Source organism: Aequorivita marisscotiae (assembly GCF_029814825.1).
In the GTDB taxonomy this organism is placed as follows: Bacteria; Bacteroidota; Bacteroidia; order Flavobacteriales; family Flavobacteriaceae; genus Aequorivita; species Aequorivita marisscotiae.
Genome location: NZ_CP122379.1, coordinates 2,157,248 through 2,184,095 on the forward strand (window position 1 = coordinate 2,157,248; position 26,848 = coordinate 2,184,095).

At 38.5% G+C, this 26,848-nt stretch carries 28 protein-coding genes and 1 tRNA gene; 22 read left to right on the forward strand and 7 right to left on the reverse strand.

Features of this window, described 5'->3' with window-relative positions; translation table 11 throughout:
• Positions 1-37: 37 nt before the first annotated feature.
• The 3 genes from QCQ61_RS09660 to QCQ61_RS09670 all read left to right on the forward strand — a co-directional run bounded on the left by QCQ61_RS09660 (position 38) and on the right by QCQ61_RS09670 (position 2,095).
• Entirely contained in the window at positions 38-1,204 is a 1,167-nt protein-coding gene (locus QCQ61_RS09660; protein ID WP_279447443.1) for a trans-sulfuration enzyme family protein, read from the forward strand.
• Positions 1,205-1,214: 10 nt separating this feature from the next.
• Complete coding sequence (bshB1, locus tag QCQ61_RS09665) at positions 1,215-1,931, forward strand: bacillithiol biosynthesis deacetylase BshB1 (protein WP_279447444.1); 717 nt, start codon at positions 1,215-1,217, stop codon at positions 1,929-1,931.
• An 88-nt stretch (positions 1,932-2,019) separates the two neighbouring features.
• Positions 2,020-2,095, forward strand: a tRNA-His gene (locus QCQ61_RS09670).
• 86 nt (positions 2,096-2,181) lie between these two features.
• Here the strand turns inward: QCQ61_RS09670 and QCQ61_RS09675 are convergent.
• Both QCQ61_RS09675 and QCQ61_RS09680 read right to left on the reverse strand, forming a co-directional pair.
• Positions 2,182-3,186, reverse strand: coding sequence for a M28 family metallopeptidase (locus tag QCQ61_RS09675; RefSeq protein ID WP_279447445.1), 1,005 nt, complete (start codon positions 3,184-3,186; stop codon positions 2,182-2,184).
• Positions 3,187-3,203: 17 nt separating this feature from the next.
• Positions 3,204-3,536, reverse strand: a complete 333-nt coding sequence (locus QCQ61_RS09680) for a hypothetical protein (RefSeq protein ID WP_279447446.1) — start codon at positions 3,534-3,536, stop codon at positions 3,204-3,206.
• Positions 3,537-3,677: 141 nt separating this feature from the next.
• On the opposite strand from QCQ61_RS09680, the gene QCQ61_RS09685 reads away from it, so the two are divergent.
• Both QCQ61_RS09685 and QCQ61_RS09690 read left to right on the forward strand, forming a co-directional pair.
• The gene (locus tag QCQ61_RS09685) at positions 3,678-5,060 is read left to right on the forward strand and encodes an MBL fold metallo-hydrolase (RefSeq protein ID WP_279447447.1); all 1,383 of its coding nucleotides are present in this window, start codon (positions 3,678-3,680) and stop codon (positions 5,058-5,060) included.
• Positions 5,061-5,300: 240 nt separating this feature from the next.
• Positions 5,301-6,305, forward strand: a complete 1,005-nt coding sequence (locus QCQ61_RS09690; protein ID WP_279447448.1) for a T9SS type A sorting domain-containing protein — start codon at positions 5,301-5,303, stop codon at positions 6,303-6,305.
• 91 nt (positions 6,306-6,396) lie between these two features.
• Here QCQ61_RS09690 and QCQ61_RS09695 read toward each other — a convergent pair whose 3' ends face one another.
• Positions 6,397-6,876, reverse strand: a complete 480-nt coding sequence (locus tag QCQ61_RS09695) for a ferritin-like domain-containing protein (protein WP_279447449.1) — start codon at positions 6,874-6,876, stop codon at positions 6,397-6,399.
• A gap of 190 nt (positions 6,877-7,066) precedes the next feature.
• On the opposite strand from QCQ61_RS09695, the gene QCQ61_RS09700 reads away from it, so the two are divergent.
• From QCQ61_RS09700 to QCQ61_RS09710, 3 genes are all read left to right on the forward strand, one after another.
• Positions 7,067-8,266 (forward strand): NAD(P)/FAD-dependent oxidoreductase, encoded by a 1,200-nt coding sequence (locus tag QCQ61_RS09700; RefSeq protein ID WP_279447450.1) that lies wholly within the window; start codon positions 7,067-7,069, stop codon positions 8,264-8,266.
• A 25-nt stretch (positions 8,267-8,291) separates the two neighbouring features.
• Entirely contained in the window at positions 8,292-8,813 is a 522-nt protein-coding gene (locus tag QCQ61_RS09705) for a DUF421 domain-containing protein (RefSeq protein WP_279447451.1), read from the forward strand.
• Between the two features lie 76 nt (positions 8,814-8,889).
• Positions 8,890-9,033, forward strand: a complete 144-nt coding sequence (locus tag QCQ61_RS09710) for a hypothetical protein (protein WP_279447452.1) — start codon at positions 8,890-8,892, stop codon at positions 9,031-9,033.
• Between the two features lie 120 nt (positions 9,034-9,153).
• Here the strand turns inward: QCQ61_RS09710 and QCQ61_RS09715 are convergent, their stop codons facing one another.
• The 3 genes from QCQ61_RS09715 to QCQ61_RS09725 form a co-directional block, all read right to left on the reverse strand.
• Complete coding sequence (locus QCQ61_RS09715; RefSeq protein WP_279447453.1) at positions 9,154-9,630, reverse strand: hypothetical protein; 477 nt, start codon at positions 9,628-9,630, stop codon at positions 9,154-9,156.
• 88 nt (positions 9,631-9,718) lie between these two features.
• A complete protein-coding gene (locus QCQ61_RS09720; RefSeq protein ID WP_279447454.1) occupies positions 9,719-10,285 on the reverse strand; it encodes a hypothetical protein in 567 nt (188 codons plus the stop codon).
• 5 nt (positions 10,286-10,290) lie between these two features.
• The gene (locus QCQ61_RS09725) at positions 10,291-10,965 is read right to left on the reverse strand and encodes an SIR2 family NAD-dependent protein deacylase (RefSeq protein WP_279450254.1); all 675 of its coding nucleotides are present in this window, start codon (positions 10,963-10,965) and stop codon (positions 10,291-10,293) included.
• Between the two features lie 165 nt (positions 10,966-11,130).
• Between QCQ61_RS09725 and QCQ61_RS09730 the strand changes: the two genes are divergently transcribed.
• The 8 genes from QCQ61_RS09730 (at position 11,131) to QCQ61_RS09765 (ending at position 19,909) form a co-directional block, all read left to right on the forward strand.
• On the forward strand, positions 11,131-11,811 hold the full coding sequence (locus QCQ61_RS09730; RefSeq protein WP_279447455.1) for a TrmH family RNA methyltransferase: 681 nt from the start codon (positions 11,131-11,133) through the stop codon (positions 11,809-11,811).
• A 71-nt stretch (positions 11,812-11,882) separates the two neighbouring features.
• Positions 11,883-12,455, forward strand: coding sequence for a non-canonical purine NTP diphosphatase (locus QCQ61_RS09735; protein WP_279447456.1), 573 nt, complete (start codon positions 11,883-11,885; stop codon positions 12,453-12,455).
• A gap of 215 nt (positions 12,456-12,670) precedes the next feature.
• On the forward strand, positions 12,671-14,482 hold the full coding sequence (locus QCQ61_RS09740) for a DEAD/DEAH box helicase (protein ID WP_279447457.1): 1,812 nt from the start codon (positions 12,671-12,673) through the stop codon (positions 14,480-14,482).
• A 170-nt stretch (positions 14,483-14,652) separates the two neighbouring features.
• Entirely contained in the window at positions 14,653-15,273 is a 621-nt protein-coding gene (locus QCQ61_RS09745; RefSeq protein WP_279447458.1) for a GNAT family N-acetyltransferase, read from the forward strand.
• A gap of 25 nt (positions 15,274-15,298) precedes the next feature.
• Positions 15,299-16,060 carry a carboxypeptidase-like regulatory domain-containing protein gene (locus QCQ61_RS09750; protein ID WP_279450255.1) on the forward strand — a complete coding sequence of 254 codons (762 nt, stop codon included), beginning with the start codon at positions 15,299-15,301 and terminating at the stop codon, positions 16,058-16,060.
• A gap of 65 nt (positions 16,061-16,125) precedes the next feature.
• Entirely contained in the window at positions 16,126-17,487 is a 1,362-nt protein-coding gene (locus QCQ61_RS09755) for an aldehyde dehydrogenase (RefSeq protein WP_279447459.1), read from the forward strand.
• 78 nt (positions 17,488-17,565) lie between these two features.
• Positions 17,566-19,212, forward strand: coding sequence for a T9SS type A sorting domain-containing protein (locus tag QCQ61_RS09760; protein ID WP_279447460.1), 1,647 nt, complete (start codon positions 17,566-17,568; stop codon positions 19,210-19,212).
• Positions 19,213-19,225: 13 nt separating this feature from the next.
• Entirely contained in the window at positions 19,226-19,909 is a 684-nt protein-coding gene (locus tag QCQ61_RS09765) for a 2'-5' RNA ligase family protein (protein WP_279447461.1), read from the forward strand.
• Positions 19,910-19,980: 71 nt separating this feature from the next.
• On the opposite strand, the gene QCQ61_RS09770 is transcribed toward QCQ61_RS09765, so the two are convergent.
• Entirely contained in the window at positions 19,981-20,607 is a 627-nt protein-coding gene (locus QCQ61_RS09770; protein WP_279447462.1) for an SDR family oxidoreductase, read from the reverse strand.
• 204 nt (positions 20,608-20,811) lie between these two features.
• Between QCQ61_RS09770 and QCQ61_RS09775 the strand changes: the two genes are divergently transcribed.
• The 6 genes from QCQ61_RS09775 to lepB all read left to right on the forward strand — a co-directional run bounded on the left by QCQ61_RS09775 (position 20,812) and on the right by lepB (position 26,801).
• Positions 20,812-21,693 carry an SDR family oxidoreductase gene (locus tag QCQ61_RS09775; RefSeq protein WP_279447463.1) on the forward strand — a complete coding sequence of 294 codons (882 nt, stop codon included), beginning with the start codon at positions 20,812-20,814 and terminating at the stop codon, positions 21,691-21,693.
• 220 nt (positions 21,694-21,913) lie between these two features.
• Positions 21,914-22,684: a ParA family protein gene (locus tag QCQ61_RS09780; protein WP_279447464.1), complete on the forward strand. Its 771-nt coding sequence runs from the start codon at positions 21,914-21,916 to the stop codon at positions 22,682-22,684.
• Positions 22,685-23,584, forward strand: coding sequence for a ParB/RepB/Spo0J family partition protein (locus QCQ61_RS09785; RefSeq protein WP_279447465.1), 900 nt, complete (start codon positions 22,685-22,687; stop codon positions 23,582-23,584).
• Positions 23,574-24,155, forward strand: coding sequence for a DUF5683 domain-containing protein (locus QCQ61_RS09790; RefSeq protein ID WP_279447466.1), 582 nt, complete (start codon positions 23,574-23,576; stop codon positions 24,153-24,155). Before QCQ61_RS09785 ends, QCQ61_RS09790 begins: the two co-directional genes overlap by 11 nt.
• Before the next feature lie 119 nt (positions 24,156-24,274).
• A complete protein-coding gene (dapB, locus tag QCQ61_RS09795; protein WP_279447467.1) occupies positions 24,275-24,979 on the forward strand; it encodes a 4-hydroxy-tetrahydrodipicolinate reductase in 705 nt (234 codons plus the stop codon).
• A gap of 262 nt (positions 24,980-25,241) precedes the next feature.
• Positions 25,242-26,801: a signal peptidase I gene (lepB, locus tag QCQ61_RS09800; protein ID WP_279447468.1), complete on the forward strand. Its 1,560-nt coding sequence runs from the start codon at positions 25,242-25,244 to the stop codon at positions 26,799-26,801.
• The last annotated feature ends 47 nt before the right edge of the window (positions 26,802-26,848 follow it).

The following is a 26,848-nucleotide window of genomic DNA, read 5'->3' on the forward strand; positions in this document are numbered from 1 at the left end:
TAATTTATACCTTAGTCCTTCAAAAATAAATCACGGAATGAAATCAGAAAATCTTGGTATAAACACCATCTGTACGCATATAGGCGAAGTAGAAGACAAGCAATTTAAAGGCGCAATTTCGCCATTATTTATGTCGAGTAGCTATGCTTATGAAGATGTAGAAGTAAAGCGTTACCCGCGTTATTTTAATACACCAAATCAAGAGGCGCTATGTAAAAAAATCGCCAAGCTTGAAAAATGCGAAGCCGCACTTATTTTTGGAAGCGGTATGGCTGCAGTTAGCACAACCATGCTCGCATTTTTGCACAAGGGCGATCACGTGGTACTGCCACAGACTTTGTACGGTGGAACGTATAATTTTGTAGTTGAGGAATTTCATAAATTTGGAATTGAATATTCGTTCGCCGAAGGATTTTCCGAAACGGATTTTTCTGAAAAAATTCAGCCAAATACCAAAGTAATCTTTATTGAAACACCTTCTAATCCGCTAATGCGAATAACCGATCTGGAAATAATTTCAAAATTGGCTAAACAACACGGAGTTATAACAATGATTGACAATACATTCGCTTCTCCGGTAAACCAAACCCCGGCCGATTTTGGAATTGATATTATGATTCATAGCGCCACAAAGTATATGGGTGGCCATAGCGATATTTGTGCAGGTGCCGTCGCGGCAAGCGAGGAACACATTAAAATAATCTGGAATCTTGCCAAAAATCTTGGTGGAAGTTTAAGCGATTATACCGTTTGGTTATTGGAACGAAGTATGAAAACCATGGTGCTTCGGGTAAAAGCGCAGAACAAGAATGCTAAGAAAATGGCAAAATGGTTGGAAAAGCACGCGATGGTTGAAAAGGTTTATTATCCGGGATTAAAAAATCATCCCGACAACGCGTTGGCAAAAAAACAGATGACGGGTTATACGGGAATGCTTTCGTTTGAAATTGACAATTCCTTGAATGTAGATGAATTTTTAAAGGCTTTGAAATTAATTAAGCCGTCCATGAGTTTGGCAGGTGTGGAATCGACCATACTTTCACCGGCCAAAACATCGCACGGATTGTTATCTCCCGAGGCGCGGAAAGAGCAAGGGATAGGAGACGGTTTGCTTCGATTTTCGGTGGGAATTGAAGAAGTTGAAGATTTAATTGCAGATTTAGAAGAAGCTTTTCAAAAAGTTTCAAAAATGGAAAAAATTTAAAAACACTTTTATGAAGATTGATATATTGGCCATAGGCGCCCATCCAGACGATGTAGAATTGGGCTGTTCGGCTACTTTGGCAAAAGAGATTAGTGCTGGAAAAACAGTAGGAATTTTAGACCTTACCCGTGGGGAACTTGGAACACGCGGAACTGCGGAAATTCGAGATAGCGAAGCGGAAGCGGCTGCTAAAATTTTGGGTGTTAAGTTTCGTCATAATCTTGAATTTTCGGATGGTTTTTTAGTGAATAATGCTGCCTCTCAGTTGGAAATAATAAAGATAATAAGAAAGTACCAACCCGAAATGGTGCTGTGCAACGCTATAGACGATAGGCATACTGACCATGCAAAAGCCAGCAAAATGGCCAGCGATGCTTGTTTTTTAAGCGGATTGCAGAAAATTGAAACTATTTATGAAAGCAACCATCAAAAAGCTTGGCGTCCAAAATACGTTTACCATTATATTCAATGGAAAAATATTGAACCAGATTTTGTGGTAGATGTTACCGGATTTTTGGATAAAAAATTGGAAACTGTTTTCGCGTATAAAAGTCAATTTCACCAAAAAGAAGCCAATGAACCCGAAACACCGATTACTTCAACAAATTTTAGAGATAGTATTACGTACCGGGCGCAGGACTTGGGAAGGCTTATTGGCACTGAATATGCCGAAGGTTTTACAACAGAACGGTATCCTGCAGTAAGCTCTATTTTCGATTTAATTTAATTTTCTTCAAAAAGAGTGTTGCGCAACCGTTATAATTGATTTATATTTGCGTCCGCTTAGCGAAATTGTGTTTTAAAGCACAATAAATGGTGGTTGTAGCTCAGCTGGTTAGAGCGCCTGATTGTGGTTCAGGAGGTCGCCGGTTCGAACCCGGTCTTCCACCCGAAAGTAAAATCCTCCCTTTTTTGGGAGGATTTTTTCGTTTAGAAAAGGTTTTATTATTTCTTAGAATTGTTTTTAAACGCTGCCTTTAATCTATAGTTATTCTGTTTTCGCGATTGGCAATTTCCCAAGCGGTATGAAAAATTAGCTTGGTGCGTTTTTCCAATAAATCGTATTCAATTTTATCGGGGGTATCGGTTATTTTGTGATAATCTTCGTGTACTCCATTAAAATAGAAGATAATTGGAACATTATTTTTGGCAAAATTATAATGGTCACTTCGGTAATAAAAACGGTTGGGATCATTTGGATCATCGTATTTGTAATCCAATTCCAATTGAGTGTATTTTTCATTCACTTCCGAAGAAACATCTTGTAATTCCTGACTTATTTTATTGCTTCCTATTAAATAAATATAATTAGGATCTTCCTCTTTATCGGGATCAATCCTTCCTATCATATCAATATTTAGATTGCACACGGTATTTTCTAAAGGAAACAATGGATTTTCGGTATAATAGCGCGAGCCGTACAGACCAATTTCCTCACCTGTAACATGTAGAAAAAGAATAGATCGTTTTGGTGGGTATCCGTCTTTTACAGCCTGTTTAAAAGCTTGGGCAATCTCCATGATAGCCACAGTGCCACTGCCGTCATCGTCGGCTCCGTTAAAAACATTGCCGCTATTGTCTACCCCCACGTGATCTAAATGTGCGGAGATAACGATAATTTCATCAGGTTTTTCACTTCCTTTTATAAAGGCGACAACGTTTTCAGTTTCCTTCGGATCTCTGCGGCCTTCAAAAAAACTGGCGGGAATGTATTGGTAATAATCTTCGGTTCCTGGAGCAGCGGCTATTCCATTCTCCTTGTAAAAATCGCGAATAAAATTTGCAGCCATTTTCTGCCCTTTTGAGCCGGTCATTCTACCTTCCATCTCATCACTTGCGTACACGTACAAAAGGTCTTTTAGCTTTTGTGCGGTTATTGTGTTCGCGTATTGAACGCTTTTTTCTTTGGTGTTTATGGATTTCTGTGCGGTACTGCACGAAAATATTAACGAGGAAATTGCTGCTAAAAATAAAATTTTCATAAATAAGTTAACTGTGATTATTCAAAAGAGGTTAATTCATAATCTTGTTCTGAGAGACCGCCTTCGCCTATTTTTTTATAGTTAAAGGTGTGTGTTTTAACAATTTCGTTGCCATCGCGATCTTGCGATTTTACAGTTATTTTTACAAGATACGTTACACCAATGGCTCCTTCGCCATCAGCGGTTTCGGTAACGTCTATATTTTCATCGCTGAATTTTGTGCCTTCGGGAAGTTGCAGTTTTTCAATAGCATCTTTTTTGGCTAATTCGCGAATTACTCCTTCTTGTTTGTCCTGCGTAGAACAGGAAGCAACCAATACAGTTATTAGAACAAGCATTAATTTTTTCATAATTAATTTTTTATGGTTAACGGGTAAAGATAAAATAAGTTTGAAGTCTAAATGCAAAATTTTTGTGAAAATGGATACTTTGAATACGAAGGCTTTAATTATGGAAAATACAATTGGTATATTTGCCAAAAAGATAAAATAATGAAGGTAGAACAAATTTATACAGGATGCCTTTCTCAGGGCGCCTATTATATTGAAAGCAATGGTGAAGTTGCTATAATTGACCCGTTGCGCGAAACCAAACCATATTTGGAACGCGCCCAAAACGATAACGCAACGATAAAATATATTTTTGAAACTCACTTTCATGCAGATTTTGTGAGCGGCCACGTTACACTGGCTGAACAAACGGGTGCCGCAATAGTTTACGGACCACTTGCGAACCCTTCTTTTAAAACCATAATTGCGAAAGATGGTGAAGTATTTAAGTTGGGCAATGTAACCATTACCGCATTGCACACCCCGGGGCATACTATGGAAAGTACCACATATTTACTGAAAGACGAAAGTGGAAAAGATTATGCTATTTTTAGTGGCGACACCTTGTTTTTGGGCGACGTTGGCCGGCCGGATTTGGCGCAAAAGGCCAATGAAATGACGCAGGAAGATCTCGCAGGCATTCTCTTCGACAGTCTTCGAAATAAAATAATGCCTCTCGCAAACGATGTAATTGTATATCCTGCCCACGGTGCCGGTTCTGCCTGTGGAAAAAATATGATGAAGGAAACGGTTGATACTTTAGGCAATCAAAAGAAAATGAATTATGCGCTCCGTGAAGATATGACCCGTGCCGAGTTTATTAAAGAAGTTACCGATGGTTTAGCGCCACCGCCACTCTATTTTCCGATGAACGTTAAGATGAATCGAGAAGGATATACTAATTTTAATGAAGTGGTATCGCAAGGCACAACACCGTTAAACCCAGATGATTTTGAAAAAATAGCGAACCAAACGGGTGCCGTAATTTTAGATGTTCGCCATCAGTCGGCCTTTATTGAGGGCCATATTCCTCGATCTATTTTTATTGGATTGGATGGTGGTTTTGCACCATGGGTTGGTGCGTTACTCGCCAATGTGGAACAAGAAATACTGCTGGTGGTTTCACCGGGAAGAGAAGAGGAAGCCGTAACCAGATTATCAAGAGTTGGTTTTGATAGAACGCTGGGATATTTAAATGGAGGAATAGAAGCTTGGCAAAACGCCGGTAAGGAAATAGATACTTTAGAATCTGTTGAAGCCGATGTTTTTAAGGAAAAACTGGAAAACAACATTCCCGTTTTTGACGTTCGCAATGATGGCGAATTTGCCAATGGTCGTATAGCCTGCGCTACCCACGCTCCTTTAGGATTTTTAAACCAATATGTAAGCGCTTTTCCCGATGGGAACAAATGTTATTTATATTGTGCCGGCGGATATAGATCAGTAATTGCTGCTTCAATTTTAAAGGGCAGAGGTATTCACAACGTGGTAAACGTAGCCGGTGGCTTTGCCGCTATAAAAAATGTTGGCATCCCGGTTTCATAGTTTTTAGAATAATATTTTACAATTTAAAGCAAGCTCTCATCAATTGAGGGCTTTTTTAATGCGCTTCGGTTTCGGGCGCGATGCTTTATCTATTAGTATTATTAATACAATTGAATATTTGAGTTGTTTGTAATCAGCTGTAAATCAATTGAATTAATTATTTTGTTAAACTTTTTCTAAAAAAGATTAAACAAAATAATTTATTTTTAGTTTTACCTCGAACTAAAAACGTTATATAAGATGAAAAAAGGATTACTAATTATTTCAATTGCCTTACTAACAGGCAATTTATTCGCACAAACAGCCCGTGTACAAGTGATACACAACTCAGCCGATGCAGCTGCAGCAGAAGTAGATGTTTACGTAAACACAGATTTAGCATTAGATGATTTCGCATTTAGAACAGCTACACCTTTTTTAGATTTACCGGCAGGAGTAGAAATTAATATTGGAATAGCTCCGGGGAACAGTACTGGAGTGGGAGACGTACTTTTAAATGTGCCAGTTACCCTTACTGAAAATGAAAAGTATATTGTAGTAGCAGACGGAATTGTAAGTGCGTCTGGTTACAACCCTGCTCCGCCCCTCAGTTTACAGGTTTTTCCGATGGCACGGGAAATGGCTACCAACCCAACAAATGTTGATGTACTCGTACACCACGGATCAACCGATGCTCCTACAGTAGATGTAGTTGAAACCGGAGTTGGTGCAGGTACAGTGGTTGACAATATTTCTTATACGGAATATCAAGGTTATTTAGAACTTCCAACGGCAGATTATGTTTTAGATATTACAGATGAAACAGGTACCGTAACCGTAGCTCGCTATCAAGCGCCTTTAGCAACCTTAGGCTTAGACGGAGCTGCACTAACTGTGTTGGCTTCAGGATTTTTAGATCCTGCGCAAAATTCAAACGGTCCTGCTTTTGGATTGTATGTTGCAAGTCCTGCTGGTGGGGCATTGCTGGCATTGCCATCTGTACCGCTAAGTGTTTCTGAATTTGATTCTACTGAGTTTGTAATTTACCCGAATCCGGTAAACGACAGACTTACCATTAATGCATCTGGAATAGATATGAGTGAATATTCGGTTGCCATTACCGACATGCTTGGTCGAATAGTTTTAAATGGAAACATAAACACCAACAATACAATTGATGTAAATAATTTAAGTGAAGGGGTTTATAATCTCACCCTACTGCGTGGCAATAACGTAGTGATTAGTAAGAAGTTTGTAAAAAAATAATTTTTATAATCTTCCAGTTAATTTAAAAGCCCTGCGAATTATATCGCAGGGCTTTTTTTTCTTTTTCTTTTTCAGAAATGCCAATTAAAAATTAATCATCGGCTAGATCTTCCAATGTTTTTACTCGGTTTAAGGTTGCGTGAATTTCAGCCGCTTGTTTGTGGATTACACTAGAAATAGTTGGCGGGAAATTTTCTTCCTTTAACTTTTCATCATACTCTTTCCAGCTGGCTTTTTCGCCTCTAATGCACTCTTCCAAAACCGCTTCGTCTGTATTTCCGGCAACGGCACTTTTAATATCTATCCAGGTTCTGTGCAGATCGCCTGTAAAACTTCCGCTTTCTTTTGGCGTTTCATTTAAACTGCGGATTTCGTGATCGAGCTCCGTAGCAAAGCGATTGCGTTGCGCAGCCTGATGCTTTAAAAAGTTTTTAAGCTGTGGACTCTTAGCATCTTCCATGGCTTTTGTAAAACCTTTTTGGGCATCATAATTTTTTTCCAACAATTCTTGTAGGTTGTCAACAAGTTTGTCGTGGTTGCGTTCTTTAGCTTTTTCGTTTGTAGTCTTCATAGTTTTCTTTTTTTGTTTATATCGTAAAAATAGATTTATAACGCCCATTAAAATCTTATAGAATTCACAATTTAGAGGTGTTTAACGTATTTGTTACTAAATTTTAAGAAAAGACTTCCCATTCATTAAATAAATATTAAAATGGAATTTGTAACAATTAAGTTTTCTAACTTTAGAAAAAGTTTACACTATGAACGTTCGCTCCAACGAGCCTTTTTGGCTAATTAAAAATGCATTACCACAGAGCTATCCTTCACTTAAAGAATCAATTTCTTCGGAAGTATTACTAATAGGTGCCGGTATTACGGGTGCGTTGGTGGCTTTTCAATTATTAAAAAGTGGAAAGAAAATAATAATGGTAGATCGTCGCGATATCTGCAACGGTAGCACTGCTGCCAGCACTTCTATGCTTCAATATGAAATTGATGTTCCACTTCACAAATTAATTGAAAAAGTAGGGCTAACCTGTGCCGTATCGAGCTATCAAAATTGTGAAAAATCTATCAGCGATATAAAGAAAATTATAAACGAAGTAAAGAGCGATTGTGGTTTTCAACAAAAGTACAGCGTGTATTTTGCCTCGTCTAAAAAAGATGTAGATTTTTTAAAAGATGAATTTAATGCCCGAAAAGAACATGGGTTTAGCGTAAAGTGGCTTTCAAAGGAAGCATTGGAAAAATTGGGCTTAAAAGCATATGCCGCCATTGAATCTAAGGCTGGCGCCGTAATGGACGTGTATAGATTGGCCAATGATATTTTAAAATATTGTACCGAAAATGGTGTAAAAATCTACGACCGAACCAATATTGAAGGTATAAAGCATGAAAAAGAAAAAGTAATAGCAAAAACAGATTCGGGATTTACTATTACTGTAGAAGATGTAGTGCATTGTACCGGTTACGAAAGCGTTGAAACAATTAAGGAAAATATAGTAGATTTAAAAAGTACTTTTGCCCTCGCTTCCGAATCGTTTAAGAAAATACCCGACGCTTTTAAAAAACATATTTATTGGAATACGGATTCGCCTTACCTCTATTTTAGAAGTACCGACGACGGAAGAATTATAATGGGCGGAGGCGACAGTGATTTTAAAAATGCCGCTCGGCGCGATGCATTGCTTCCCAAAAAGGAAAAAGAATTGACTGCAAAATTTTCCAAGTGTTTTCCCGATATACCTTTTGTGGCAGATTATTCGTGGGCGGGAACTTTTGGCGAAACAAAGGACGGACTGCCTTATTTTGGAAATCCCGATCCAATTAAGAGAGAACATTATATTTTAGGGTTTGGCGGAAATGGAATAACTTTTAGCGTTATGGGAATGGAGGCAATTTTACATGCCATCAACAGAACCCCACACCCGTATTTAGAGTATTATAAATTTAACAGATAGAAATTATTAATTAAAAACTACCAAAATGAAAGCATGGTTTGAAGCATCTTCCACCTCCCTAATTGCAATTGTATTAACTACCATAGGAATTTATGTAGCTGTAATTCTATTTACCCGATTGGCTGGTAAACGCAGTTTTTCAAAGATGAGTAGTTTCGATTTCGCTATGACCGTAGCAATTGGTTCGGTTATAGCAACTACCATTTTATCAAAATCGGTAAGTTTATTGCAAGGCCTTGTGGGTTTGGCTGCTGTGTATGTTCTTCAAATTACGATGGCAATGCTCAGACGTTTTAATACCGTGCAAAAAATTATAGACAATCAGCCGTTACTTTTAATGGAAGGCGAACAAATATTTCACGATAATTTAAAGAAAGCCCGTGTTACCGAATCTGATCTTCGCGCCAAACTTCGAGAAGCAAATGTTTTAAAATTATCGCAAGTACGAGCCGTTATTTTTGAATCAACCGGCGATATTGCGGTTTTGCACACAAAAGATGATAACGTACAAGTAGAAGATTGGCTATTAAAAAATGTAAATAGATAAATGTTAATTCTGTTTTAAACTTTTGATTTTCAATATTGTGTTGCGCAACTTTTCCTTCGGATAAAAAAATAACGCTATGAAAAACAACGAAAAAAACATTGAAAAAGAAAAGCAGAGTAAAAAGGAACAGGCAATAAATAAAAGTGCCACACAAGGAAAAGATATTAATCATCAAGTAAAGGAACGTAAAGAAAAACATCAGCCGCGCGATACTGCGTAGCTCGGTAGCTTTACAAAGTGAGAGGCTGTTTTAAGAAGTTTATTAAACTTTTTAAAACAGCCTCTTTCAATTAAAAATTCAACTTTTAGCAGACTGAATCTTTCAATTAACAATTAAAAGTTAAGATCCGCAGCCATAGTAATAATTAAAGTTGTCTGCAGCTTTTGGTTTGATTGATAATTTTACTTTGTGCGTATTTTTTTTGTTGTTTGTAGGCGTTATACATTCTTCTTCCGTTAATAAAACCTCCATCAGAACCCGATGCGATGAGGCAACGTATTTTTTGGTATTACCGTTAATTTCAGGTTGGGGGATTGGCGCTACAAAAGAACGGAGTGTTTCGCCGGGAGCGGTGAAATAAATTTGACCATCTTTAAACTCAACCGTCCAAGAAGGATCTGCGCCGCCGCCACTAAAGGTAAAATCTTCGGCGCTTTCAGATTGTTTTGGAACGCTGTCCAGCCGGTTTTCATTGTACTCCATTGTAGCACGTGTATCTGCTGGAACAACGGTTTCAGATTGTTTATTGTTTGGCTCTTTGCAGGAAACAGCAATCATTAAAGTGAAAAAAGGGATTAGTAGTACTTTGTATTTCATTGTATTAATTTTTTAAAGATTTGTAAAGCTAAAAAATATTCAATTTTATAAAAAGTGATAGACTTAATTTTAACTATTTCGGTAAATTTTATTTAAGTAGTTTTAGGATTTTACGAGCTCTGGCTTGGTATCCCGCACTTTTGTTTGGGATGTTTTGTAGTAATATTTGTTTTAATTCTGGATAGATCCACTTTTCATCTTTATCTGCTCCCAAATAAAAAAGACACTGCATAGCGTGTGCTTGGCACGCTACTTTTTGGTCTGTAATAAGCCAATCAAAACAGCACTCTGTTATTGTTTTGCGTTCCTCTAAATTTAGAACTTTATAAAATAAGCCCAAGATTTTCCTAAAATGATAATAGCATGTCATTTCACAAATTTTAGAACAGGAGCGCAAGGCCGAATCAGTTTTGATTGTTGGCAATTTTTCAAAAAACAGGTACTTGTATTTAATGAAATTTTTTGGTTTGTATTGACAAATAATTTCTAATACCCAGGCAGATGACACTAAAAGTTCATTGCCCTCAATAAAACAATATTGTAGGGTTTCCCGAACATAATGGGGTTTTTTGGTAATCCAAAAGGCAACCTCGAGCCTTTTGTTCAGACTGCTATCTACCTCCATTAATTTTTCGTTTAAATCTTCGGGAAGCATGCTTTTTATTTTAAAAGTTCTACAACTTTTGGAACACCGGTAGAAGCCTTTTCAGGAAAAATGGTAATTCTATTATTTTCTGAAATAGATGGGTTGGGATCTACAAAATATATATGCGCTTCGGGTTTTGCATATTGCATTAAGCCCGCTGCGGGATATACCTGCATGGAGGTTCCTATAATTAAAATTGCGTCTGCCTTTTCCACCACGGCAGCAGCAACTTCAATCATGGGCACCATTTCGCCAAACCAAACAATATGTGGACGTAGTTGGTGTTTATTTTTGCAAAGATCGCCCAGATTTAAATCGGTTTTCCAGTCCATTACCAGGTTTTCGTCATAAGTACTTCTCACTTTTAGCAATTCTCCGTGAAGATGAATAACGTTTTTACTACCTGCTCTTTCGTGCAAATCGTCTACATTTTGTGTTATAATGGTAACGTCGTGCGTTTGGTCCAGTGTTGCTAAAGCCAGATGTGCAGCGTTGGGTTGTACGGTTAATAACTGTCTTCGTCGTTGATTGTAAAAATCTAACACTGAGGCAGGATTGCGTTGAAAACCTTCTGGCGAGGCAACTTCCATTACGTCGTGACCTTCCCAAAGTCCGTCACTATCTCTAAAGGTTTTTATTCCACTTTCCGCGCTAACGCCAGCGCCTGTTAATACTGCAATTTTCATTATTTTATAATTGAGTTACTAAAGTATTCAAAAATTGCGATTTTTAAAAAGATACTATTAATTGAATAACTTTTATCTTAGCAAAATCAAAATTAAATTCGAAACTGAATTTTATTCGAACAAGCATTTTTTAAATACCGAATAATCAATAACCAATACTATTTTTTCTTGGATTTAGAATTATTTCAATATTTACAAACCTATCTCACCGAACGAAGAACAGCCCTGTTCAAACAAGTACTAGCGGAGCGCACCCGCCATTTTACCGTTGCCACCGAAGATGTTTATCAACTGCACAACACCAGTGCCGTAATGCGAACCTGCGACGTATTTGGGATTCAGGATTTGCACGTGGTGGAAGAGCGTTTGGGAAAGCGAGTTGACAAAGAAATTGCGATGGGCGCCCAAAAATGGGTGAGCTTAAATCGGTATAATTCAATTACTGATTGTATTGAAAATTTAAAAAAATCGGGCTATCAAATTATTGCTACCACGCCGCACGATAATTCTACTATGCTTCACGAATTTGATGTTACCAAAAAGAGCGCTTTTTTCTTTGGAAAGGAAAGCGATGGACTCAGCGATACAGTGATGGATGCTGCCGATGGTTTTTTAAAAATACCGATGTACGGTTTTACGGAGAGCCTGAATATTTCGGTTTCTGCGGCAATTATTTTGCAAAGTGTGGTTTCAAAATTGAAACAGAGCCCAGTAAATTGGAAGCTTTCTGAAGACGAAAAACTGGAAATTGAATTGGCGTGGATGAAGAAAACAATTAAAGCTTCAGAAGAAATAATTGAACGATACTATTCTGAAAATCCCAAATCACAAGCACCAAATAATAAATAAAAATTCAAAATAAAACATGCAAAATTTAAAATTTTCATCTCACGTCTCACGTCTAAAAGCTCACGTCTAAAATGAAACTCGTCTTCGCAACCCACAATAAAAATAAATTTGCCGAGGTAAAATCGATGCTGCCGAAACATATTGAATTATTAAGCTTAAAAGATATTGGCTGCAATGAAGATATTGCAGAAACCGCAGATACTATTGAAGGTAACGCGATTTTAAAAGCCAATTATGTGCGTAATAAATACGGTATTAACTGCTTTGCGGACGATACGGGTTTAGAGGTAAAATCTATAAATAACGAGCCCGGTGTTTTTAGTGCGCGGTACGCTGGAGATTCCAACAATTCAAAAGCGAACATGGAAAAACTTTTAAAAAATTTGAAAGGCAAGGAAGATCGCTCGGCAAGATTCAAAACCGCAATCGCTTTAAATATGGAACGCGAGGAAATTATGTTTCTCGGAATCTGCGAAGGCAAAATAACCAAAGAAGCCCGCGGTAATTCTGGTTTTGGCTACGACCCGGTTTTCCAGCCTAAAGGCTTTACAACAACCTTTGCAGAAATGACGCTGCAACAGAAAAGTGAAATAGGCCATCGCGGAAAAGCAATGCGCCAACTAATAGATTATCTTTCCCAATAGGACGTAGTTTTTGGTTTTTCATAAAAAAAGCCCAACAATCACTGTCAAATAAAAACTTTAGCTTACTTTTGCGCCCTTGAAAAATACGAGGCCCCTTGGTGGCATCTTGTTTCAAGAAAATTCCTCAGGGTGAGGAGTGCTATAGTGAAGCTGTCCGTTTTTTATATGTCCAGTCGCTTCCCGTTAGCACATATAAAAATATATATTACAAAAAAATGACAGCATTTAAAGCACTCGGCTTGGAAGAGCATCTTCTAAAAGCCATCGCCGACATGGGTTTTGAAACTCCATCGGAAGTACAAGAAAAAGCAATCCCAATTCTTTTAGATCGCGAAACCGACATGGTTTCGTTAGCGCAGACAGGAACGGGAAAAACCGCAGCATTTGGTTTCCCGATGTTGCAAAAAATTGACGTAAACAGTCGTACAACTCAGGGTTTAATCCTTTCGCCAACCCGCGAACTTTGCCTTCAGATTACAAATGAAATGGTTGCGTACGGCAAATATATGCCGGGCCTTAACGTTACCGCTATTTACGGGGGTGCCAGTATAACAGACCAAGCGCGTCAAATTAAGAAGGGTTCGCAAATTATAGTTGCCACTCCGGGACGAATGAAAGATATGATTGGCCGTGGTTTGGTTGACATTTCAAAAATAGAATATTGCGTGCTCGATGAGGCCGATGAGATGCTCAATATGGGCTTTTATGAAGACATAACCGAAATTCTTTCGCACTCGCCAAAAGATAAAAGCACCTGGCTTTTTAGCGCAACCATGCCGAAAGAGGTTTCTACAATTGCTAAAAAGTTTATGCACACTCCCGTGGAAATCACGGTTGGAACTAAAAACGTTGGTTCGGATCAGGTTACGCACGAGTATTATTTGGTAAACGCTCGCGACCGTTACAATGCTTTAAAGCGTTTGGCAGATGCGAACCCAGAGATATTTTCGGTAATTTTTTGCAGAACTAAGCGCGACACCCAAAAAGTTGCAGAACAATTAATAGAAGATGGGTATAACGCGGCGGCAATCCACGGAGATTTAAGTCAGAGTCAGCGCGATACCGTAATGAAATCCTTCCGCAATCGGCAAATACAAATGCTAGTTGCAACCGATGTAGCAGCTCGCGGAATTGATGTGGACGATATTACCCACGTTATAAATTATCAGTTGCCCGACGAAATAGAAACTTATACACACCGTAGCGGGCGTACCGGTCGTGCGGGAAAGACGGGTATTTCAATGGTTATCGTTTCAAAAAGTGAAGTGCGAAAAATTCACACAATTGAAAAGATGATTCAAAAGAAATTTATTGCAAAGGAAATTCCATCGGGTATGGAAATTTGTGAAGTGCAAATGTTTCACTTGGCAAATTCTATTAAGGATACAAAAATAAATCCCGAAATTAATGCCTACCTTCCCAATATAAACGAAGTATTGGCAGACTTTTCAAAGGAAGAACTTATTCAAAAAGTGTTTTCCGTAGAGTTTACGCGCTTTTTAAATTACTATAAAAACAGTAAAGATTTAAACATTTCTAACGATCGCAATTTTTCGGATGAAGACGCTAAAGATAGTACGCGCTACTTCGTGAATATTGGTAACAAAGACGATTTTGATTGGATGAGTTTAAAAGATTTCCTTCGCGATTTACTTCAATTGGGAAAGGACGATATTTACAAAGTTGACGTAAAGGATAGTTTTTCATTCTTTAATACAGACACCAAGCACCAGGAAATGGTGATGGGTATTTTTAAGGACTTTAAGCTAGACGGCAGACAAATTAATGTTGAAATATCTAAAGACACCGGTCGCGGCGGAAGAAGCAGCGGAGGTGGAAGAGATCGTGGAAAGCGAAGAGGCGACCGCAGTGGGAGCGACCGCGGAAATAGAGGCGATAGAAGCGGCGGGTTTAAAAAACGCAGCGGCGGCCGTGGAGACAAACCAGCTTTTAAAGGCAAAAGCCGTAGAAGCCCCGATCGTCCAGATACAAAGGGAACTGGCGGAAGACGCAGAAGAAAGTCGTAAGAACAAACAAGTTTTGGGATTTAATAATCAGGGAGAAAACCACCGGTTAGCAATTCCCTGTAGCGATTAAGTATTTTCGCTCTGCAAAAGATTAAACTTTCGTTCATCTTTTGAGTCTATATAAGTATATTTACGGGCCTTTTATATCGAGGCCCGTTTTTTTTAAACTTATGAAAACCTTCAATTTTCTAACGGAACATATACTGGAAAATAACCGTGTGCAACTTAGTCCGTTGCATCGGGAAGATATTGATAGGATTTTACACTTTTCTGTGAAGGAGCCCGAACTATGGGAATATTCGCTTCAGCCGGCCAATGGTTTAAAGAATTTGCAAACGTACGTAGATTTTGCCCTAAATGGAAGAATGCAGGGAACTGCATATCCCTTTTTAATTTTCGACAAACACTGCCAAAAAATTGCAGGTAGCACCCGTTTTTACGATTATCAAAAAACGCACAATACTACGCAATTGGGTTACACGTGGATTGGAAATGAATTTCAGGGAACCGGACTCAACAAACAGTGTAAATTGTTAATGCTGGAATTTGCTTTTGAATCGTTAAAACTAGATCGCGTTGAGTTTCGGGCAGATGCCAAAAACAGCCGGAGTATCGCGGCCATGAAAAGCATTGGCTGTATTGAAGAGGGAATTTTAAGAAGCAATTGTGCCTCCCCAACCGGCAGACGCGATAGCATTGTTTTAAGTATTTTAAAAGATGAATGGTTTGGAGGGGTTAAAGAAAAATTGAAAGCTAAAATTGAAAAAGAAAGGAACATTTCATCTCGGTGAAATTTTTCCGTATATTATACTTTATATGAAAAAATATATCCTCATAGCCTTTTTGTTTATCGTAGCAAACACGGTTGCGCAAGACAATAACATAATTAAAGGAACTGTTATGAACGATGCAACCGACGCTATTTTGGAAAATGTAAATATTGTAAACCTAAATCAGGTAATAGGTACTACAACCAACGACAAAGGGGAATTTGCAATAAAGGCAGCCGTTAACGACACGCTTTATTTTTCGTATCTCGGGTTTAAGTCGCTTCGGGTTCGAGTTACCAATGACTGGTTAAAATTTGGCGATATAAAAGTGAAAATGACCGAGCTTGGCATTGCGTTGGAAGAAGTGGTTGTAAAACCCGTACAACTCACGGGCTATGTAGAGATTGATGCAAAATTAATTCCAATTTACGACAATTACCGCTACCGAATTTCGGGACTAAGCACTGGATATGAAGGCGGTAGCAATCAACCCGGCGCAGTGAGCAAAGTGCTGAGTTCAATTTTTAATCCCGCCGATTTTCTCTACAATGTTTTCGGAAAACGACCCAAACAGATGCGCAAACTCCGCAAAATGAAAGAGGATGATGAAATTAGAAATCTTCTTCAAAGTAAATTTGATCGCGAAACCTTGATGGCGGTACTGCAATTGGAACGGGTAGATATAGATGAAATATTGAATAAATGCAGTTATTCCAAAGATTTTATCCGTACGGCAAACGATTTGCAAATTCTAGACGCTATTAGTGGCTGTTATGAAGAATACAAGATTCTAAATCGCGAGAAGTAACAATTTTCTTCTTTTTTTAACAACATTCAATTTCTTTAAAAGTATTTTTAAGGAAAATTGATTTTATGAAAGAAATAGTCGAAAAACAGCGCAAGTTCTATAATTCGAATGCCACAAAACATATTCGGTTTAGAAAAGCGCAACTAAAGACGCTTCAAAATGCCTTGCAGGAAAATGAAACGCTCTTGCACGATGCAATTTACAAAGACTTCAAAAAATCAGAATTCGATAATTATTCTACAGAAATCTCGCTGCTTTATAAAGATATAAAGGAGGCCAGAAAAAATTTATTTCAGTGGGCGCGGAGAAAACATGTTTTTACGAGCATTTTAAACTTTCCGGCTTCCAGTTATATTGTTCCCGAACCTTTGGGCGTGTGTTTGGTAATTGGAGCGTGGAATTATCCCTACCAACTTTCCTTCGCTCCGGTAATAGCCGCAATAGCAGCGGGAAACACAGTGGTGTTAAAACCCAGCGAATTGCCCACCCACACGGCTGCGGCAATGACTAAAATTGTTAAAGAAAATTTTGATCCGGCATTTTTCACCGTGGTTGAGGGTGGGGTAGAAGAGACCCAAGAATTGTTAAAACAAAAGTTTGACAAGATATTTTTTACCGGCAGCACCAAAGTGGGCAAAATAGTTTACAAAGCGGCTGCCGAAAATTTAACCCCAGTAACCTTAGAATTGGGCGGAAAAAGCCCAGCCATCGTTACTGAAAGTTGCAATCTTAAAATTTCAGTGAAACGATTGGTTTGGGGAAAATTTCTCAATGCCGGTCAAACCTGTATTGCGCCAGATTATGTCCTGGTTCATAACAGTATTGAAAAGAAATTTTTAGAGCAGACAAAACAAGAAATTATAAGTCAGCATTTTGCTTTTGAAAACGATAACTACCTTCAGATAATAAACAACGTTAATTTTGACCGACTCACTAAATTAATCGATTCGGAGAAAATATATTTTGGAGGCGAATCAAATTCTGAAACGCGCTACTTTCAACCTACAGTTATGCAGAATGTAACTTTAGACGATGCTGTTATGCAGGAAGAAATATTTGGTCCTATTCTTCCAGTTATTTCTTATAACACCATTGAGGAAGCTATTTCAATTGTAAACAGCTTACCGAAACCACTATCGTGTTATGTATTTACCAAACGCGATTCAATTAAAAGAAAAGTTTTAAAGGAAATTTCGTTTGGGGGCGGGGCAATAAACGATACTGTGATGCATATAACAAATTCTAACCTCCCTTTTGGTGGCGTGGGCCACAGCGGTATTGGCAACTATCACGGCGAGGCCGGGTTTAAAGCATTCACCCATTACAAAAGCGTGATGGATAAACCTACGTGGTTGGATCCGTCAATTCGCTATTATCCCCACACACCTTTTAGATTGAAGTTAATGCGGTGGTTTTTAAAATTATAAATTGAAATATAATAAATTAGCAAAAGCCGTTTTTTTAAATTTCGTTAACTTACCGAGCAGAATCACAAACCCATACCTATGAAAAACCTTTACATAATTGTATTACTGTTTAGCACCTATAGCTCGTTAGCCCAAATACGCTTTCAGAACATTCCCGAAAACGCAATATTTCCCGAAAGCCAAGCGGTTGAAACAATTACGGCAAACATAGCTTATCAAGGATATGAAGAAACTCAAGCCTATTTCGGGCAGGGGGAGTACGAAATATTTTTAGATAATGTTGATGGTGTTTTAGACCACCCAATTATTGTTCTGGACGGTTTTGATCCCGGAAACTCAAGAGATATTCCTGGGCTGTATGCCAGCTTAAGTTTTGGCGGGCAAAACATGGCAGATATTTTACGAGATGAGGGTTTTGATATTGTAATTTTAAATGCACCGGTATATACCACTGATGGGAAAACCATAGACGGTGGCGGCGATTACATTCAGCGAAATGCTATGGTTTTAGTGGCCATGATACAGCAACTAAATAACGACAAAGTAGGCAATAACGAGCTTGTTGTTCTTGGCCCAAGTATGGGAGGGCTTATTGGGCGCTACGCACTTTCGTATATGGAAAACAATAGTCTAGACCCTGAAACCCGTCTTTATATTTCATTTGACTCGCCACATCGCGGGGCGAACATTCCTATTAGTCTGCAATATTTAATTAACTATTTTGCAGAACAGGTGGGCGATGCAACGGCACAGCAAGTTGTTGCCCAGCTATTAAACTCACCCGCAGCCAAGGAAATGCTCACCGATCATTTACTCGGTCATCTTTTGGCGGGTTCAACCTATGAGCAAGACCCAACAAAATTATTGCCTTTGGGCGCTCCGGGATTTAGAAATGAATTTCAAGCAGAGCTCGATGCTCTTGGTTTTCCGAGTTCGGTACGCAATGTAACCATGATTAATGGTGCCGCCAATGGAACTACCACGGGAAGTCCGGGGATAACTATTGTTGATACCAATTTACAGATAGATGCATTTACCGATGTAGATGTAGCTTTAAAATTTACACCCGATGCTGGCCAAACCAACACCGTTACCGATGTAACGGTAAACTTTTTTGGTGCTCCAATTAATACATTTCAAACCACGGCACAATCACCAAACAATAGTGCTGGCGTTGATAGTGCTCCGGGTGGAACCGGTAGTATTAGCGACGCTCTTGGCGATGGTGGTGGCAACCAGGTGTTAATAGATTTTATTAATGCACTGCAACAAGATTTATATAGTTTTATTCCTACCATGAGTGCTTTGGCGATAGACAATCCGGATTGGTTTGCCACACCTAATTTGAGCGATTCGCCATTTGTGAATTTTTATATTCCCGATGAAAATGAAGACCACGTTACCGTTACGGCAGCAAGTGCCCAATTTGCTTTAGAGGAGATAAGAAATGGCGCAATGTCGGTTAGTGAGAATCAATTTTCCAATTTATTTATACTTGCACAGAATCCTGTTCAAAATACCATTCAAATTTTAATTCCGAATAATATTTCAGCAAACAACTTAACTACCAGTGTTTATAGTGTTACTGGTCAAAAATTGATGAAAAGAACTTGGGTGAATAAAAATGGTACGCTGAGTTGGAGTCACGATCTTTCCGCAGGAATTTATATTTTGAAATTGGACAATGGTACTTTTGTGCAAACTATAAAAATGATTGTTGAGTAAGCATTTATAATTTATGAAGAAATATTTTATCGCCGCAGCAATTGCTTTCGGGCTATTGTCTTGCACTACAAAAGAGAAAAATATAATTGCAGTAGATGTGCTTTTAATCCCTTCGGAAGAAATGCAGGCGCAGGCCTTTCAGCTAAATTCACTAATTTATAAAAACAATCCCGAAACCATAAAGCTAGACGAAAATCACGTGCCGCATATAACCTTGTTGCAATGTTTTATAAATGAAAGCGATTTGCCTAAAGTGAATAAAGCTTTGGAAGGTTTATTTGAAACTATTAAAGAAGAAAATTTTAAAGCTGAAAGTCTGTTTTATTACGAAGAAAAGGAGGAAAGTTTTTCGATGATTCGAGTGGAAAATTCAAAGGCATTGATGGAAATTCACAAAAAATCCATCGAACTTTTAAAGCCATTTATTGTCGCTAACGGCTCTGAAAATTCTTTTGTACAAAACCCCGACGGCAGTGCAATTAGCAAATCTACCGTAACGTATGTACCGGCATTTGTGTTAGAACATAGTTATGAAAATTTTGATCCACACATAAGTCTCGGTGTTGCAGATGTTTCTCTTTTAGACAGCCTCGCCGCGCACATTTTTGAACCTATAGAATTTAAGGCGGCTTCGGTTAGTTTATATCAATTGGGCGATCACGGTACTGCCCAAAAACTGCTTTGGACATCTGAGTAATTTAAAATATCATTTCACAAAAAAAGCACTTGGAACTAACCAGGTGCTTTTTTAATGGTAAGGTTTAAATTTTAGATCTTTTCGAGTGCCGCTTTAATATACGTTTCGCCTTTTAAAATTTCAAAAGTTTTATTATTTGCAACTGAATCTTCTAGCGAGCCTACCAAGGTTTCTGCAACATCACGACGCGGTATTTCGCCACTTTTATTTAGTTTATTGTCTATTTCAATTTTCCCGTTTCCATCATCATTTGTAAGCGCACCCGGACGCACAATTGCGTAATGCAATCCCGATTGTTTTAGATGTTCATCGGCATTGTGTTTTGCTCTTAAATACTCCTGTAAATCAGATGCCTGTTCCGGATTATCGGCACCCATTGAGCTTAGCATTACAAATTTCTTAACGCCATCATTTTTAGAGGCATCCATCAATTTTTTGGCGCCTTCCTGATCAACTTCCTTTACTTTTTTTCCACCTGAACCTGCGGCAAAAATTACGCGGTCAATTCCTTTGGTAGTATTGCTCACATCTTTTTCAAGATCTGCCAAAACTGTTTCCACACCTTCGTTTTTAAAATGTGAAACTTGCTCTTCTTTTCTAACCATTGCAATTGGTTGGTATTTATCAGAATGCTGTAAAATTGAAATTATCTTTTTTCCTGTGGTGCCGTTTGCACCTGCTACTAATATTTTTTCCATAGCTCCAAGATAAGTCACTTTAAAAGGAACTTAATACAATTTCACACCCTTTAACCTTTTAAAAACTGTTTTTTGTAGTTTCATTAACAAGCGAAAGTTTAGCGGTAAAACTTGGCTTTAAATCTTTAAGGAGCGCTATTTATTAATAACTAATTCTTCAATCATAATTTTACTGCTTATCTTTACAGTAAAACAAAATATTTTATGGATTATACTTCAAAAATGCTGCGTGACGACGCACTAAAAGGAAAAACAATAGTGGTAACTGGCGGCGGTAGCGGGTTAGGAAAAGCAATGACAACTTACTTTTTGGAGCTCGGCGCCAACGTGGTTATAACTTCCCGCAATTTAGAAAAGCTACAAACCGTAAAAAAGGAACTCGAAGATGCTACTGGCGGAAAAGTGTTGCCGGTACAATGCGATGTGCGAAATTATGACGAAGTAGAGGCCATGGTAGCAGCCGCAATTGAAGAATTTGGCACTGTGGACGTATTGTTAAACAATGCTGCGGGTAATTTTATTTCTCCAACCGAAAGACTTTCTGCAAATGCTTTCGATACTATAATAGACATTGTTTTAAAAGGAACAAAAAACTGTACCCTAGCTTTTGGGAAACATTGGATTGATAAAAAAGAAACCAATAAAACGGTTTTAAACATAGTTACTACCTATGCTTTTACGGGGTCGGCTTACGTGGTGCCAAGTGCAACTGCAAAGGCTGGTGTTTTGGCATTAACGCGTTCTTTGGCAGTTGAGTGGGCAAAATACGGCATTCGATTTAACGCTATTGCACCGGGGCCATTTCCTACAAAGGGCGCTTGGGACCGATTGCTTCCGGGCGATTTAAAAGAAAAGTTCAATCCTGCGAAAAAGGTGCCTGTAAAACGTGTAGGCGAACATCAGGAATTAGCAAATCTTGCGGCTTATTTAGTCTCCGATTTTTCAGCATATATAAATGGTGAAGTGGTTGTAATAGACGGTGGCGAATGGCTAAAGGGCGCAGGACAGATGAATCTTTTAGAAGAAGTGCCGCAACAAATGTGGGATATGCTGGAGGCGATGATTCGTGAAAAGAAATCGAAATAATTTATCTTACAGTTCACATTTTCAGCATTAAATAACCATTTTTATAATTTGGAAAGAACGCCAAAATTTGTGGATATAGCATATTGAAATTTACTTGGAATTTAGAGATTTAAAGTTTGAAATTTTCTGGAAAGGGCAGTGTTCACTTCATGTTAACAAAAATGATTTTCTATCCACATAATTAATTGTACTTTTATCTGCTAAAATCGCAAGTAAATTAATGGGTAAAATAATTGCAATTGCAAACCAAAAAGGAGGTGTTGGCAAAACAACGACCTCAGTAAATTTAGCGGCCTCATTGGGCGTTTTGGAAAGGAAGGTTTTACTTATAGATGCAGATCCGCAAGCCAATGCCACCTCCGGTCTGGGTATTGATGTAGAGGGGGTTGAAATTGGCACATATCAATTACTCGAGCACAGTGCTTCGGCAAAAGAAGCTATTGTTGCTACCAATTCACCCAATTTAGATTTAATTCCGTCGCATATAGATTTGGTGGCTATTGAAATAGAATTGGTAGATGTGGAAAATCGGGAATATATGCTAAAAAATGCTGTAGAAGCATTAAAAGCAGATTACGATTACATACTAATAGATTGCGCCCCATCTTTGGGATTGTTAACCTTAAATGCCTTAACCGCAGCAGATTCGGTAATTATTCCAATACAATGCGAGTACTTTGCTTTGGAGGGCCTCGGAAAACTTTTAAACACTATTAAGAGTGTTCAAAAAATACACAACGTAGGTCTTGATATTGAAGGGTTGTTGCTTACTATGTACGACCAGCGGTTGCGACTTTCCAACCAAGTTGTTGATGAGGTAAAAAAGCACTTTGACGAAATGGTTTTTGAAACAATCATTCAGCGCAATGTGCGTTTAAGTGAAGCGCCCAGTTATGGCGAAAGCATTATTAGTTACGATGCTTCGAGTAAAGGAGCCGACAATTACTTAAGTTTGGCGCAGGAGTTAATAAAGAAAAACGAAATAGAATAAATGGCGAAAGCGACCAAAAAACAAGCATTAGGCCGCGGACTTTCAGCTTTGTTGAAAGACCCGACTAATGATATAAAATCTGTAGCAGATAAAAACGCCGACAAAGTTGTTGGGAGTATCGTAGAGCTAGATTTGGGCAGTATAGAAGTAAACCCCTTTCAGCCACGAACCAGTTTTAATGAAGAATCGCTTCGCGAATTGGCTTCGTCTATAAAAGAACTCGGCGTAATTCAGCCTATTACAGTTCGCAAATTAGATTTTAACAAATACCAATTGGTAAGTGGGGAACGCCGTTTTCGCGCTTCAAAATTGGTGGGACTGGAAACCATTCCAGCTTATATTCGGATTGCAAACGATCAAGAATCTTTGGAAATGGCTTTGGTTGAAAACATCCAAAGACAAGATTTAGACCCTATTGAAATTGCACTTTCGTACCAACGATTAATCGAAGAAATTAGTGTTACCCAGGAAGAATTGAGCGATCGCGTTGGAAAAAACCGATCTACAATTGCCAACTACCTACGTTTACTAAAACTAGACCCAATAATCCAAACCGGAATGCGCGATGGCTTTATAAGTATGGGGCACGGGCGGGCACTTATAAACGTTGAAGACTTAAGCGATCAGTTAGATATTTATGAAAAGATTTTAAGTCAAAATTTATCCGTGCGCGACACTGAGGCTTTGGTACGCGGTTATAAAAACCCGAAGGAGAATTCAAAACCGCAGAAAGCGAGCGCGCCTCCATTTGCAAAAAAAGCAAAAAGGGAACTAACCGATCTTTTTGAGACATCGGTAGCGATAAAAGTTTCTAAGTCGGGTAAAGGGCAATTAGTAGTTCCTTTTAAAAGCCAAGAAGACTTCGAACGTATTTTGAAGCTAATAAAAAGTGAAAAATAACTTTCTATATATTCTCTTTACATTCTTCGCCACCTCGCTGTTTGCGCAGACCTCAGATTCTTTGACGGTTAAAAATGAAGCAAAGGCAATCGTGGTTAACGATACTATTTCGGCAAAAGATGAATATAGGCCTTTAGCGCCGGCAAAAGCGGCATTTTATTCTGCCGTTGTACCAGGATTGGGACAGGCCTACAACAAGAAATATTGGAAAATTCCTATTATCTACGCAGGAATGGCGGCGGGAGTTTACTTCTACAAACAGCAAGACGACGATTACAACCGGTTTAGAGATGCGTATAAACGCAGACTGGCCGGTTATTCCGACGATGAGTTTCAAGGTATATCTAATGATCGGCTCATAAATGCGCAGAAGTCTGCGCAAAAAAACAAAAGCATTAGTGTAATCGTTACCATTGCATTCTATTTATTAAATGTGGTTGATGCCAATGTTGATGCCCATTTAAAGCAATATGAAGTAAGTGAGGATCTTTCGTTGCGTCCCAACTTTAATTATAACGAATTTAATGCGAAACCGCAGTATGGAATGTCGCTAACGTATCGTTTTAAGTAAAAAAGGATAGAGAGAAAAGGATAAAGATGAAAGAATAGAGAATATAGAGTAAAGAGTAGAGAATACGGGTGATACGTATTTTTTAAGCTGTAATTTATTCGTCATTAAGTATTTAAATTATGAAAATAGCACTTCTCGGTTATGGTAAAATGGGTAAAGTCATTGAGAAATTGGCTTTGGAAAAAGGGCATTCGGTGGTTTTTAAAAGTACGATTGATTCTTCTGAAGGAAATTTTAAGGAAGCCGATGTTGCCATTGAATTTTCGGCACCCGAGGCGGCGGTTAGCAATATTTCAAAAGCATTGGAAGCAGGAATACCGGTAGTGTCTGGCACTACGGGATGGCTTGCGAGATATCATGAAATGGTAAACTTATGTGAAAGTCGTAACGGAAGTTTTATTTCGGCGTCCAACTTTAGTGTTGGGGTAAATCTTTTTTTCAGTATTAACGAATACGCAGCAAAACTAATGGCCCCTTGGAAGGAATACGATGTTTCGGTTGAGGAAATTCATCATACCGAAAAGAAAGATGCGCCCAGTGGCACGGCAATTACAATGGCCGAAGGGATTTTAAAACACAGCGATAAACGCGATTGGCAGTTAGATTCTTCCGACGAAAAAAGTTTAAAAATAACCGCCAAGCGGGAAGAAGATGTAAAAGGTACGCATACTGTTAGTTACAATTCAACAATAGACGCTATTTCGTTAGAACACGTAGCACACAGTCGCGACGGATTTGCAAAGGGCGCTATTTTGGCAGCGGAGTTTTTAAAGGACAAAAAGGGAATATTTACAATGAAGGATGTGCTTGGGATTGAGGATTAACGATTGAGGATTAACGATTGTTGATTGGTGATTTTTGATTGTTGATTGGAGAATAACGATTGTGGATTAACGATTTTTGATTGTTGATTGGGGATTAACGATTGGAGATTAATGATTTTTGATTGAGGATTAACGATTGTTGATTTTTGATTGATGAATTATGTGGCTGGGTAAATTTCTGTTTGTGAAGTAAATCAGAAATTTGTATCGAAGCCGAATTGAATTTCAATAAAAAATAATAATAAAGAATAAATACTAAATAATGAGTTGGACAGAATGGTTTGTGTTTTTTATAATAGTTCAGGTAATCCATTTTGCTGGAACGTGGAAGTTGTACCAAATAGCAGGTAGAAAAGCTTGGGAAGCCGGAGTACCCGTGTACAATGCTGTGGTTTTAATGAAAATCATTAACCGTCCGTGGTGGTGGACAATTTTACTTTTTGTTCCCATTGTAAATTTAATAATGTTCCCAGTGGTTTGGGTAGAAACCTTGCGCAGTTTTGGCCGTAATTCTACTACCGATACTATTTTAGGACTTGTAACTTTTGGATTGTATATCTACTACATCAACTACACTCAAAAAGTAACGCACATCAGCGATAGAAGTTTAAAACCCCGAACATCAACCGGAGAGTGGGTAAGTTCTATTTTGTTTGCGGTAGTTGCCGCAACCATTGTGCATACCTATGTAATGCAACCATTTACCATTCCTACCTCTTCCTTGGAGAAAACACTGTTGGTTGGCGACTTTCTCTTCGTAAGTAAGTTTCATTACGGTGCGCGTACGCCCATGACGCCAATTGCATTCCCGATGGTTCACGATACCATTCCTGTAATACATACAAAATCGTATTTATCGGAGCCCCAAATTCCCTATTTTAGGCTGCCCGGGTTTCAGGATATAAAGCGGAATGATATTGTAGTTTTTAACTGGCCTGTAGATACGGTGAATGCCTTTCAGCAGTATGGCGACGGAAAATATTATTACAAGCCTATTGATAAAAAATCGAATTACGTAAAGCGATGCGTAGGGCTTCCCGGCGATTCTTTGGAAGTACGTGATGGCTATGTTTTTATTAACGGAAATCAAAACGAGTTGCCAGATAGGGCGAAGCTACAGTTTAGTTATGACGTGCAAGTGAACAGTCAGCTAAATCCTGAAATGTTATACAACCGTTACGATATTACCGATAGGTACGGCTTCGGAAATAATACCTACCGCTTTGGTGGGATTTCGGATGAATCGTTAAAGATGTTGAAGAACAATCCGAATGTGGTTAATGTGTCCCGTTTCCGCGGTGAAAAAGATGAATGGGATCAAGGTATTTTCCCAAATAACCCTAACTATCCGTGGAACAACGACTTTTTTGGTCCGTTGTATATTCCGAAGAAAGGCGCTACTGTGGCCATTACTCCGGAAACACTGCCGTTATACAGACGGGTAATTGAAGTTTATGAAGGAAGTGAATTGGGAATAAACAATAAAATTACGCAAAATGGAAACCAAGTTTTGCTAAACGGAAACCCACTTACAAATTACACTTTTAAAATGAATTACTACTGGATGATGGGCGACAACCGAAACAACAGTGAAGATGCCCGTACGTGGGGCTTTGTACCGTTTAATCACGTGGTGGGCAAGCCTGTTTTTGTATGGATGAGCTGGGATGGCGTAAACAAGAAAGTACGTTGGGAGCGGCTTTTTACCACCGTTGGCGGTAGTGGGAAACCAGTTTCGTATTTAATGTATTTTGTAATAGCGGTAATTGGTTGGTTTGCTTTTGACTTTTATAGAAAAAGAAAAAAGGGAGCTAAGAAATAAAATGTAATAAGCCGCGAATTCACGAATATTCTAATAAATAATTCGTG